The organism is Kocuria nitroreducens, from assembly GCF_042879195.1.
GTDB classification, from domain to species: domain Bacteria; phylum Actinomycetota; class Actinomycetes; order Actinomycetales; family Micrococcaceae; genus Kocuria; species Kocuria nitroreducens.
Window position 1 is genome coordinate 192967 of sequence record NZ_JBHZTC010000002.1, and the last position, 11531, is coordinate 204497.

Genomic DNA, 11531 nt, shown 5'->3' on the forward strand with positions numbered 1-11531 from the left:
CCCGCGGAGCCGGCTGAGACCTCCGCACCTTCCCCGATCAGCGTCAGAGAGCCACTTCATGCCGTATCCCCCCGACAGCGACACGACCGACCCGAACGACGCACCGCTCTGCACCACCGAGCCCACCGGGCACCAGGACGACCGCTCCCCCGGCTGGTCGCGCCGCGCGCGGACGGGGTCGGCGGTCACCGCCGTGGCCGCCCTCGCCGCCCTGGGCGGGGGCACCGTGGCCCACGCCGCCCCTGCGCAGACGGCCCAGGTGGCCTCGGCGCCCCTGCTCGTCGGCCAGACCACGTCCAAGACCCCCGTGCACACCGTGTCCCCCGGCGACTCCCTGTGGGCGGTCGCCCAGCGCCACGGTGTCGCGGTGGACGAGCTCATGAGGTGGAACGACCTCTCGGGCGCGGCGCTGCTGATGCCCGGGCAGAAGCTGCGCCTCTTCGGCGGCGCGGCCCCGGCGGCCGCGCCGCCGGAGCAGACCGCCCCGCCCGCGGAGGATCCGCCTCGCAAGGAGCACGTCGTGCGCCCCGGCGACTCGCTGTGGAGCATCTCGCAGGCACGCTCGGTGTCGGTCCAGTCGCTCCTCGACGGCAACGACCTCACGGTGAACTCGCTGCTGCGCCCGGGACAGCGGCTGTCGGTCGCCGCGCCGGCCCCCGCCACCGTGCGGACCGCGGAGGCCCCCGCCCCGGAGCGGGCCGAGAAGCCTGCGTCGGCACCCGAGCGCGCCGTCGGCGACACCTTCCTGGGCCGCACGTACGAGGACGGCGTGGTGGACTCCGCCAACCGCCACCACGATGAGCTCGCCTCCCGCCCGGTGCCGTCCCGCGAGGAGATGCGCCGGCTCGTCCACGACACCGCCGTGCAGATGGGCGTGGACCCGGCCCTCGCCCTCGCGCACGCCCACCAGGAGTCCGGCTTCGACCACCGGGCCGTCTCCCCCGCGGACGCCGTGGGCGCCATGCAGGTCATCCCGGACGCCGGGGACTGGGCCTCCGGCCTCGTGGGCCGGGAGCTCGACCTCCTCGACCCGCAGGACAACGTCACCGCCGGCGTGGCCATCATCCGGCAGCTGGGCCGCGCCGCGCCCAGCACCGACGTGGCCATCGCCGCGTACTACCAGGGCCTGCACGGCGTGGAGAAGTACGGGATGTACGACGACACCAAGCAGTACGTCAAGAGCGTCAAGAGCCACCGGAAACGGTTCGGACCGTGACCTCCGACCCAGCCCGCGCACAGCACCCCGCCCTAGGCTGACCCCGTGCAGCACGCGCTCCCCGACCACCTGACCGGGACCCTCCTCGAGGGTCGCTACGAGCTGGGTCCGCGCATCGCCCGAGGCGGCACCGCCACCGTGTACCAGGCCGTGGACACCCGCCTGGAGCGCATCGTGGCGGTCAAGCTCATGCACCCCCACCTGGCGGAGGACCCGGCCGCGGCCGACCGGTTCGTGCGGGAGGCCCGGGCGGCGGCGCGGCTGTCCCACCCCCACGTCGTCTCCGTGCTGGACCAGGGCCATGCCCCGGACGGGGTGCCCTACCTGGTCATGGAGCACGTGGCGGGCTCGACCCTGCGCGACCTCCTGCGCCGCCGCGGCGCCCTGCCCCCGGGCGAGGCGCTGTCGCTGCTGGAACCGGTCCTCGACGGGCTCGCGGCGGCCCACCGGGCGGGCCTGGTGCACCGCGACGTGAAGCCGGAGAACGTGCTGATCTCCGGCACCGGCCGGGTGACGGTCGCGGACTTCGGTCTCACCCGCGCCGTCGACCAGCACACGGCGACCGGAACGGTGCTGGGCACGGTGGGCTACGCCTCGCCGGAGCTCGTGACCGGGCAGCGGGTGGACACCCGCGCGGACGTGTACTCGGCCGGGATCGTGCTCTTCGAGCTCCTGGCCGGCCGCCGTCCTTTCGAGGGCGGCCCGCTGGCCGTGGCCCGCGCCCACGCGGAGGGCGCCGTCCCGGACCTGCGCACCCTGGACCCCGGTCTCCCGGCCGGCCCGGCGCGCCTCGTCGCCCGGGCCACGGCACGGGACCCGGAGCAGCGCCCCCCGGACGCCGACGCCTTCCTCGAGGAGCTCCGGGCGGTCCGGGCAGTTCTGCGTCCGGCAGAGCTCGACCGTCTCCCGGCACCCGGCGCCGTCCGCGGCAGCCCCCCCGCACCGGCCCCCGACAGCGGCCCCACGACGGCCCTGGACCCCGCCGCCGAACCCACCGCGGCCCTGGGCGCCGGAGGAGCCCCCACGGAAGCCCTCGGCCCCGCCGCCCTCACGGAAGCCTTCGGCCCGGCGGCCACCCTGACCGAGATGCCGCGGCCGCAGGGCACCCCCACCGAGCCCCTGAGCCCTGCAGGGTCCGGCGCACCGGCGGTGTCCGGCCGGCGGCTGCCCGCGCGGCCGATGAGCGGTTCCTCCGACCCGTGGCGTCCCGAGGTCGAGCTGCGCCCCGCCCGTCACCTGCACGCGGCGGGGACGCTGGCCCTGGTCGCCCTTGCGGTGGCCGGGGCCGCGTTCCTGGGCTGGCTCCTGGGCTCCGGCCCGGGCGGGACCGTGAGCATGCCTGACGTGCGGGGAGCGGGTCCCGAGCTCGCCGAGCAGTACCTGTCCGGGGCCGGGCTCGACAACGTCGCCGTCCACGAGACCGCGGACCCGGTGGCTCCCGCCGGCACCGTGCTCGGCACCGACCCGCAGGCGGGCGCCACCGTGCGGACCGCGGAGCAGGTCGTCCTGCTGGTCTCGACCGGTCCCCAGCGCACGACCGCCCCCGACGTCCTCGGGATGACGGAGGAGGACGCCCGGGCGCGCCTCGAGGAGGCAGGGCTGACGGTCGGCAGCCGGAGCGTGGTCCCCGACGACGCCGACCCCGGGACGGTCGTGGGCCAGCACCCCGAGGCGGGCGAGGCACTGGCCGAGGGGTCCGCAGTGCACCTCGCCGTCTCCGGCGGGACCCGCGCCGACACCGCTCCCGGGGTGCTGGGGCGGTCCGTGGACGAGGCGGTCCGGATCCTCGCGGAGGCGGGTTTCCCGGCGCGGGTCGAGGAAAGTCTCGGCGCCCCCTTCGGCTACGTGGTGGCCCAGACGACGGACGGGGCCGAGGTCGTCCTCACCGTCGTCTAGCTGTGATGTCCAGGGAGGTTGGTCAGTCGGGTGACCGGTGGCCGGCCTCCGAGGGCGGAGTGGGCTCGGTGGTTATTGTAGAAGTGCAGCCAATCCGGTAGGGCTGTGTTCCGCTGATCGGTGGAGTCGTAGAAGCGCGCGTAGGCCCATCCATCGGCGAGGGTGCGGTGGAAGCGCTCGATCTTCCCGTTGGTCTGAGGCCGGTAGGGGCGGGTGCGTTTGGGTTTGATGCCCAGTTCGGTGCAGGCCTCGGCCCAGGCGTGGGAGCGGTAACAGGACCCGTTGTCGGAGAGCACCCGTTCCACGGCGACGCCCCGAGCGGCGAACCAAGCCGTCGCCCGGCGCAGCACGTCGATCGCGGTGCCCGCCTTTTCATCGGCACAGATCTCGGCGTACGCCACTCGCGAGTGGTCATCGAGGACGGTGTGCACGAATGCGGTGCCGATCCGCGGATTGCCCTTCTCGGTTCTGCCGGTCCGCAGCGCGGTGGTGGCCTTGTTCCGATCGCCTTGCTGCTTACCGAGATAACGCCACCCGCCGCCATCGGGGATGTTGCCGAACTTGGTCACGTCGACGTGGATCAGCGCACCGGGGTGCGGGTGCTCGTAGCGGCGGAGAGGTTCGCCGGTGACCCGGTCGATACGGGAGAGCCGGTTGATCCGACAGCGCACCAGCACCGCGTGCACGGTCGAGGCCGGCATGCCGAGCCGGCCGGCGATCTGAACCGGGCCCAGCCGGTGCCGCCAGCGCAGGGCCACGATCCGACGAACCACGGCGGGCGTGGTCCGGGTCGGGCTGGTGCGCGGACGCGAGCTGCGATCGGCCATCCCGGCCCAGCCCTCGGCCCGGTACCGGTCGGCCCATTTCCTCGCGGTGCGTGGGGCGACCATGAACATCCTGGCAGCCGTGGCACAGCTCCATCCACGATCAACGATGAGTTGTGCGAGCCGCAGACGGGCGCGTGGGGTCAGGGCAGCGTTAGCGTGGGACACGAGGACCTCCGGTCGGTGAAGCGGTTCCTAGACAGCTCCACTTCACAACCGGAGGTCCTCACCTGTCAGCCCGACTCACCGCCGCGAGGCGGCACAACCTCCCTGGACATCACATCTAGCGGACGGCAGGTCCGGCCCCGGCCCCGTCGGCCGATCCCGTGCTCAGCGCCGCGAGAGGTAGCCCGCCACGAGGAACGCGATCTCCAGGGACTGCATGTGGTTCAGGCGCGGGTCGCACAGCGACTCGTAGCGGTCCTGGAAGGAGGACTCGTCGACGGGATCGGCGCCGCCGAGGCACTCCGCGACGTCGTCACCGGTCATCTCCACGTGGATGCCGCCGGGGAAGGAGCCGATCGCCTCGTGCACCTCGAAGAAGCCGCGGACCTCGTCCACGACGTCGTCGAAGTTGCGGGTCTTGTAGCCGGACGGCAGGGACACCGTGTTGCCGTGCATGGGGTCGGTGACCCAGACGACCTTGGCGCCGGAGCGCTCCACGGCCTCCACGAGCGGCGGCAGCTTCTCCCGGATGTTCTTCGCGCCCATGCGGGTGATGAAGGTGAGCCGGCCGGGCTCGCGCTGCGGGTCGAGCTTGTCGATGAGCGCGATCGCGTCGTCCCCGGAGGTCTTGGGACCGAGCTTGACGCCGATCGGGTTGCGCAGCCGGGAGAGCAGGTCCACGTGGGCGCCGTCGAGCTCCCGGGTGCGCTCCCCGATCCACAGGAAGTGCCCCGACGTCCCGTACGGGAGGTGGGTGCGGGAGTCGATGCGGCTCAGCGCCCGCTCGTAGTCCAGCAGCAGGGCCTCGTGGCCGGCGTAGAACTCCGTGGTGCGCAGGGCGTCGAAGTCGGCGCCGCACGCGTCCATGAACTTCACGGCCCGGTCGATCTCGCGGGCCAGCGACTCGTACCGGGCGTGGGCCGGGTTCGTGGTGAAGCCCATGTTCCAGGCGTGCACGAGGCGCAGGTCGGCGAACCCGCCCGTGGTGAAGGCGCGGATCAGGTTCAGGGTGGAGGCGGCGGTGTGGTAGCCGCGCACCATCCGCCGCGGGTCGTGGACCCGGGACTCCTCGGTGAAGTCGAAGCCGTTGACCATCTCGCCGCGGAACGTCGGCAGGGTCACCCCGTCGCGGGTCTCGTCGTTGGACGAGCGGGGCTTCGAGAACTGCCCGGCCATGCGGCCCATCTTCACGACGGGCATGGACGCGCCGTACGTGAGCACCACGGCCATCTGCAGCAGCGTCTTGACCCGGGCGCTGATCCGGTCGGCGGTGGCGCCCTCGAAGGTCTCGGCGCAGTCCCCGCCCTGCAGGAAGAAGGCCCGGCCGTGGGCGACCTCGGCCAGCCGCTCGCGCAGCTTGTCCACCTCGCCCGCGAAGACGAGGGGCGGGACCGCGTTGAGCTCGGAGATCGAGGAGGAGAAGTCGGGGTGGTCGTCCCACGTCGGCTGCTGGTCGGCGGCCAGCCCGCGCCAGTCGTCCAGCCCCGGGTAGTCGGCCGCTGAAGGCACCGGGGAGGCGAGGTTGCGGAGGCTGTCGGGAGCGGTGAAGTCGAGCATCATGTCTTCCTATGTCTCGTCCGGGGCGGGACCGGGCGCGTGATCAGGGGGCTGTGGGTCGCGACGCGTCGTCGTCGGTGGCAGCGGGACGGTCGCGGTGGGTGAGGGAGTCGGCGGCCTGCTTCGCGGAGTGGGCGGCGGTGCGCGCCCCCTCCTTGGCGCTGTCCACGAACCCCGCGGCGGCCTGCTTGGTCTCCTGGCGCTTCTGCTCCGCGAGGCGCTTCTTGTGCTCGGCCGCGTAGACGTCCACGCGGACCTGGCCGGAGAGCGCCTGGACGGCGTGCATGATCTCGTCGGTGACCTCGCGCAGCAGGGCGTGCTCGCCCTGGCGGCCCTGGTAGCGGGAGAAGTCGAGCGGCTCCCCGAAGATCGTGGCCACCCGCGCCGAACGGTGGGGCAGCGGCACCCGGGTGCCGAGCGGCTGCACCTTGTCGGTGCCCACCATGGCGACGGGCACGACGGGTGCGCCCGTCTCGAGGGCGAGCCGGGCCACACCGATCTTGCCCTTGTACATCCGCCCGTCCGGGGAGCGGGTGCCCTCCGGATAGATCCCGAGCAGCTCGCCCTCCAGCAGCTTGCGCCCGCCGGTGCTCAGGGACTGCGCGCTGGCCCGGCCTCCGGAACGGTCCAGGGGGATCTGGTTGATCGCGCGGAAGAACGCGGCCATCACCCGTCCCTTGACGCCGGGGCTGTTGAAGTAGTCGGACTTCGCCAGGAAGTACACCTGCCGGGGCACGGCCACGGGCATGAACACCGAGTCGGAGACGGAGAGGTGGTTGCTCGCGAGGATGGCCGGGCCCTCGTCGGGCACGTGCTCCAGGCCGCGGACCTCGGGACGGAAGGCGACGTTGATCAGTGGGCCGACGACGTAGCGCTTCAAGAACATGTAGACCATAGGGGAGAGGACTCCTTCGTGCTGATCGGGATGTCGCGAGGGTCCGTGCCGCTCGGACCGGGTCCGGCCTCCGGTATTCTCTCACGTCCGCGCGGGCACCGACGCCGGTCCGCCCCCTCCTGGGCTCCGTCCTGACATCATGGACGCATGACGCCACCCGTCGAGGACCAGCACCTGCCCTCACCCTCCGCGACCGGGGGGCCTGCCGCCGGGCAGGATCCGGGCGCCCCCTTCCGCTATCCGGCCGACGGCCCCGCGGGCGCGCTGGTGCTGCACGGCTTCACCGGCGTCCCGTTCAGCGTCCGTCCGTGGGGCCGGGCCCTGCACGAGGCGGGAGCCGACGTCGTCGGGCCCGTGCTGCCCGGTCACGGCACCCGCTGGGAGGACCTCGCCGGCGTCCGCTGGGAGCAGTGGCGCGACCACGCGGCCCAGCACGTGCAGCAGCTGCGGGCCCGGCACGACGTCGTGGTGGTGTGCGGGCTGTCCATGGGCGGTGCGCTCGCCCTGCACCTCGCCGCGACCCTGCCCGTGGACGGGGTCGTGGCCCTGAACCCGGCCCTGTCCCTCGTCAGCCGCACGGCACGCCTCGCCCCGGCCCTGCACCGCGCGGTGCCCTCCGTGCCGGGGGTGGGGGACGACATCAGCTTCCCCGGGGTCACCGAGCACGCCTACCCGCGCACGCCGGTGGCGGGCGTCGCCGAGCTGGGCCGGTTCATGACCCGCACCCGGCGGATGCTGCCCGCCGTCACCGCCCCCGTCCTGGTGCTGCGCTCGCAGCACGACCACGTGGTCTCCGACGCCTCGCACCACCACGTGCTGCGCCGGGCGGGCGGGGACGTGGAGCTGGTCCGGCTGGCGGAGAGCTTCCACGTGGCCACCCTGGACCGGGAGGCCGACGTGGTCGCGGCGCGGTCCGTGCGCTTCCTGGAGGCCCTGCTGGGCGGCCGCAGCCCGGTCACCGGGAGACCGCTGCATCCGGCTGCCCGGGGAGACTTGCGATGAGCGCCGGTCCGGGGACGCCGGGCGGCGCCGGGCACGGTCCCGAGGACGAGTGGAGCCGGATCGTGTCGGACCTCGAGGACGTGCGCCGGGCCGGGGACCGGCACCTCGCCGGGCCCCGTGACTGGTCCCCCGAGGACACCGCCCCCGGCGGATCCGGCGCCGGTGCGGAGGACGCCGAGGACAATGAGGACGCCGAGGACAATGAGGACGCTGAGGGCGCCGAGGGCGCCGAGGGCGCCGACGCGCCCTACTCCCCCGACCCCGGGCCGGTCACGCAGGGACTCAGCGGCGGGGCGCTGCTGTCCTGGACCGTGCTGGTCGGCGTCCCCGTCCTGCTGGTGGTGCTCTCCCTGCTGCCCGGCTCCCTGCCGTGGTGGGCCATCGTGACGGGTCTGGTCGCCGTGGTCGGCGCCATCGGCCACCTGCTGCGGTCCCTGCCCGACGACCGCGACGACCTGGACGACGGCGCCCGCGTCTGATGGGGTTTGCGTGAGCCAATTCACTAGACTGGGCTGGACGGCACACCGACCCCGATCCGAGGAGAACTCCATGCGCCACGTCGCGACCGACGCCCTCGTGGACCCACCGGCCCACAGTCGCATCACCGACTTCCTGCTGATGCAGGCGGCTCAGGACGACGATCCGCACCTGTACACCGTCCTCGCTGCGGAGGGGACCGCCCGCGAGGTGCACGCCCGGGAGTTCCTCACCACCGTGCAAGGGGTGGCCAAGGGTCTCGTGGCCGCAGGGATCGAGCCCGGGGACCGGGTGGGCATCCTCAGCCGGACCCGCTACGAGTGGACCCTCGCGGACTTCGCGATCTGGTACGCCGGCGCAATGCCCGTCCCCGTCTACGACTCGTCCTCGGCCCAGCAGATCGCCTGGATCATGGGTGACTCCGACGCCAAGGCCGTCTTCGTCGAGACGCAGGCCCTGGAGGACTCCGTGCACGCGGCCTCGCGGGAGACGTCGTTCCGCGCCGCGGACAAGGTGTGGCGCCTGGACGGCACGGGCACCGGGCTCGACGAGCTCGCGCGGGCCGGCGCAGACGTCCCCGACGAGGAGCTCGAGGCCCGCCGCACGTCGTGCGGGCTCGAGGACGTCGCCACGATCATCTACACCTCCGGGACCACCGGACCGCCCAAGGGGTGCGAGCTCACGCACGGCAACTTCGTGCGGCTGTGCGAGAACACGACCCTCGTGGTCTCGGACATCATCCGCCCCGGGGCCCGCACGCTGATGTTCCTCCCGCTGGCCCACGTCTTCGCCCGCTTCGTGGAGGTGATCGCCCTCTACTCCGGGACCGTCCTGGCGCACACCCCGGACGTGAAGAACCTCATGGGCGACCTCGAGTCGTTCCGTCCCACGTTCATCCTGGCCGTCCCGCGCGTGTTCGAGAAGATCTACCAGAGCGCCCGCCTCAAGGCCGAGAAGAGCGGAAAGGCGAAGTCTTTCATCTTCGAGCGCGCGGTGGCCACGGCCGTCGCGCACTCGAGGGCCGGTCAGGACGGACGGGTGTCGCCGGTCCTGCGCGCCCGCCACGCCCTCTACGACCGCCTCGTGTACTCGAAGCTGCGGGAGGCGATGGGCGGGGAGGTCACCCACGCCGTCTCGGGCGGAGCGGCCCTCGGGACCCGCCTGGGCCACTTCTTCAACGGGATCGGGGTGTACGTGGTCGAGGGCTACGGCCTCACCGAGACGACCGCCCCGATCGCCGTGAACACCCCGGAGGTCGGCAAGATCGGCACGGTGGGCCTGCCGCTGCCCGGCAACGAGGTCCGGATCGCCGAGGACGGGGAGGTGCAGGTCCGCGGCACGCACGTGATGCGCGGCTACCACGGGCGGGAGGACCTGACCTCGGCCGCGTTCGAGGACGGCTGGTTCCGCACCGGCGACCTGGGCTCGCTCGACGAGGACGGCGCGCTGACGATCACCGGCCGGAAGAAGGAGATCATCGTCACGGCCGGCGGCAAGAACGTGGTGCCGAACGTGCTGGAGGACCCCATCCGCGCGTCGGCAGTGGTCTCCCAGGTGATGGTGGTCGGCGACGACCGCCCGTTCGTGGCGGCCCTCGTGACCCTCGACCAGGACGTGCTCCCCGCGCGCCTGGAGCTGATGGGCCTGGACCCCGCGATGCCCGTGGCCGAGGCCGCCCGGCACCCGAGAATCGTGGAGCACGTGCAGGAGATCGTCGATCAGGCCAACAAGGCCGTCTCCCGCGCGGAGAGCATCCGGGCCTTCGAGATCCTCGACGTCGACTGGACGGAGGCCTCCGGGCACCTCACCCCGTCCATGAAGATCAAGCGGGCCAGGATCGCCCAGGACTTCGCGGACCGGATCGAGGAGATCTACTCGCGTCCCGCCCCTGAGCCGGCCCCCGCCCCCGCCACCCCGGCGGAGCGGATCAAGGAGAAGATCTCCCAGGCGCACCTGCCGGGCCGCGGGTAGTGCTGAGCCGGTCGGCGGCCGGTGGGCTCACCGGCCGCCGACGAGGGCCTCCGGGACCAGGGGCGAGTGCTCGGGGACGTCGAGGCCCAGCAGGGCGTTCTCGACGACCTCGCTCAGGGCGGGGTGGATCCAGTACTGGCCGCGGGCCATCGTGTGGGCGTCGAGGCCGAAGGACATGGCCTGCACCAGGGGCTGGATGAGCAGGGACGCCTCCTCGCCGATCAGGTGTGCGCCCAGGAGGCGCCCGGTGCCCTTCTCCGCGATCAGCTTGCACAGGCCCGTACGGTCCTCCATGGCCCACCCGTAGGCCGTGGCCCCGTAGTCCTGCACCTTGACGGTGATCTCGCTGCCCTGCTCGACCGCCCACTGCTCGGCCTCCTCCTGGGTCATGCCGACGGAGGCGATCTGCGGGCTGGTGAACACGGCGGAGGGCACGAACCGGTGGTCCGTGGCCCGGAGGTCGCCGGGGTGCAGGAGGTTGTGCTGCACCGTGCGCGCCTCGGCGTTCGCCACGTGCTTGAGCTGGTAGGGCGAGCTGATGTCGCCGAGCGCCCACACGCCCTCGACCGGACGGCCTCCGGCGAGGGCACGCTGGTACTCGTCGACGGCCAGCAGACCGTCCTGCCGCACGTCCAGGCCACCCGTCCGGGCCTCGAGCACGTCCGTGTTCGGCTGCCGCCCCGTGGCCACGAGCACCACGTCCGCAGGAAGGCGCATGACGAGCTCCGGGTCCTGCGGGTCGCGGAAGGTGACCATCACGGCGCACTCGTCGCCGTCCCACTCCTCGACCTCGCTCAGCGACCAGCCTGTCTCGAGCTTCCACTGCCGGGAGGCCTCGCGCGCGAACCGCTCGGCGATCTCCGGGTCGTGGTAGCGCAGGATCCGGTGGGAACGGTTGACCTGGGTCACCCGCGCGCCGAGGCTGGAGAAGACGTGGGCGAACTCGGCGCCGATGTAGCCGCCGCCCACCACCACCACGCGGCGTGGCAGCTCGTCGATGCGCATCACCGTGTCCGAGGTGTGCACCTGGGGCAGGTCGATCCCGGGGACCTCCGGCCGCACCGGGCGCGAACCGGACGCCACCACGATCTGGTCGGCCGTGAGGTCCTCCCCCGACGCGGTGCGCAGGGTCCGCGGTGCGGTGAAGCGCACCTGCTCCGTGTAGACCGTCACGTGCGGCAGCGTCCGGCGGTACTCGAGGCCTCCGTGGGAGATCGCGTCGATGCGTCCGAAGATCCGGTCCCGCATCTCCCGCCAGCGCACGCCGTTCACCGCGGCGTCGAGGCCGAGCCGGTCCGCCTCGTGGGCGCGGCGGGCCACGCTCGCCGGGTACGCGTACATCTTCGTCGGGATGCAGCCCACGTTGAGGCAGGTGCCGCCGAAGGTCCCGCCGTCGACGATGGCGACGTCCAGACCCTCGTAGTCCTCGGTGAGGATGGAGTTGCCCGAGCCGGAGCCGATGATGATGAGGTCGAATTTCCGCATGGCGCCCATCCTATGCGCGGGCGCGGCGGTCCCAGGCGGCCTC

The 11531-nt window shown here is 73.0% G+C and carries 9 protein-coding genes; 5 read left to right on the forward strand and 4 right to left on the reverse strand.

Translation table 11 applies throughout. The annotated features are described in order from the left end of the window. Nucleotides 1-58: 58 nt before the first annotated feature. Entirely contained in the window at nucleotides 59-1216 is a 1158-nt protein-coding gene (locus ACFYE1_RS02010) for a LysM peptidoglycan-binding domain-containing protein (RefSeq protein WP_387739386.1), read from the forward strand. A gap of 45 nt (nucleotides 1217-1261) precedes the next feature. Beyond that, nucleotides 1262-3112: a Stk1 family PASTA domain-containing Ser/Thr kinase gene (pknB, locus tag ACFYE1_RS02015; protein ID WP_387739388.1), complete on the forward strand. Its 1851-nt coding sequence runs from the start codon at nucleotides 1262-1264 to the stop codon at nucleotides 3110-3112. Here the strand turns inward: pknB and ACFYE1_RS02020 are convergent. The 3 genes from ACFYE1_RS02020 to ACFYE1_RS02030 all read right to left on the reverse strand — a co-directional run bounded on the left by ACFYE1_RS02020 (nucleotide 3109) and on the right by ACFYE1_RS02030 (nucleotide 6553). Next, a complete protein-coding gene (locus tag ACFYE1_RS02020) occupies nucleotides 3109-4104 on the reverse strand; it encodes an IS481 family transposase (protein ID WP_387739390.1) in 996 nt (331 codons plus the stop codon). The genes pknB and ACFYE1_RS02020 overlap by 4 nt on opposite strands. Before the next feature lie 162 nt (nucleotides 4105-4266). Continuing rightward, nucleotides 4267-5661: a class II 3-deoxy-7-phosphoheptulonate synthase gene (locus ACFYE1_RS02025; protein WP_387739392.1), complete on the reverse strand. Its 1395-nt coding sequence runs from the start codon at nucleotides 5659-5661 to the stop codon at nucleotides 4267-4269. Nucleotides 5662-5701: 40 nt separating this feature from the next. Further along, the gene (locus ACFYE1_RS02030; RefSeq protein WP_387739394.1) at nucleotides 5702-6553 is read right to left on the reverse strand and encodes a lysophospholipid acyltransferase family protein; all 852 of its coding nucleotides are present in this window, start codon (nucleotides 6551-6553) and stop codon (nucleotides 5702-5704) included. A gap of 147 nt (nucleotides 6554-6700) precedes the next feature. On the opposite strand from ACFYE1_RS02030, the gene ACFYE1_RS02035 reads away from it, so the two are divergent. The 3 genes from ACFYE1_RS02035 (at nucleotide 6701) to ACFYE1_RS02045 (ending at nucleotide 10003) form a co-directional block, all read left to right on the forward strand. Next, the gene (locus ACFYE1_RS02035) at nucleotides 6701-7555 is read left to right on the forward strand and encodes an alpha/beta hydrolase (RefSeq protein ID WP_387739396.1); all 855 of its coding nucleotides are present in this window, start codon (nucleotides 6701-6703) and stop codon (nucleotides 7553-7555) included. Continuing rightward, nucleotides 7552-8034, forward strand: a complete 483-nt coding sequence (locus tag ACFYE1_RS02040; protein WP_387739398.1) for a hypothetical protein — start codon at nucleotides 7552-7554, stop codon at nucleotides 8032-8034. Before ACFYE1_RS02035 ends, ACFYE1_RS02040 begins: the two co-directional genes overlap by 4 nt. A 70-nt stretch (nucleotides 8035-8104) precedes the next feature. Next, entirely contained in the window at nucleotides 8105-10003 is a 1899-nt protein-coding gene (locus ACFYE1_RS02045; RefSeq protein WP_387739400.1) for an AMP-dependent synthetase/ligase, read from the forward strand. 27 nt (nucleotides 10004-10030) lie between these two features. On the opposite strand, the gene ACFYE1_RS02050 is transcribed toward ACFYE1_RS02045, so the two are convergent. Next, nucleotides 10031-11488, reverse strand: coding sequence for a mycothione reductase (locus tag ACFYE1_RS02050; RefSeq protein WP_387739403.1), 1458 nt, complete (start codon nucleotides 11486-11488; stop codon nucleotides 10031-10033). Nucleotides 11489-11531: the final 43 nt, after the last annotated feature.

Excerpts from the sequence above, each read along its gene's own strand:
- ACFYE1_RS02025 (WP_387739392.1), bottom strand. The coding sequence starts at position 5,661 with ATGATGCTCGACTTCACCGCTCCCGACAGCCTCCGCAACCTCGCCTCC.
- ACFYE1_RS02030 (WP_387739394.1), bottom strand. The coding sequence starts at position 6,553 with ATGGTCTACATGTTCTTGAAGCGCTACGTCGTCGGCCCACTGATCAAC.
- ACFYE1_RS02050 (WP_387739403.1), bottom strand. The coding sequence starts at position 11,488 with ATGCGGAAATTCGACCTCATCATCATCGGCTCCGGCTCGGGCAACTCC.
- ACFYE1_RS02035 (WP_387739396.1), top strand. The coding sequence starts at position 6,701 with ATGACGCCACCCGTCGAGGACCAGCACCTGCCCTCACCCTCCGCGACC.
- ACFYE1_RS02010 (WP_387739386.1), top strand. The coding sequence starts at position 59 with ATGCCGTATCCCCCCGACAGCGACACGACCGACCCGAACGACGCACCG.
- ACFYE1_RS02045 (WP_387739400.1), top strand. The coding sequence starts at position 8,105 with ATGCGCCACGTCGCGACCGACGCCCTCGTGGACCCACCGGCCCACAGT.
- ACFYE1_RS02040 (WP_387739398.1), top strand. The coding sequence starts at position 7,552 with ATGAGCGCCGGTCCGGGGACGCCGGGCGGCGCCGGGCACGGTCCCGAG.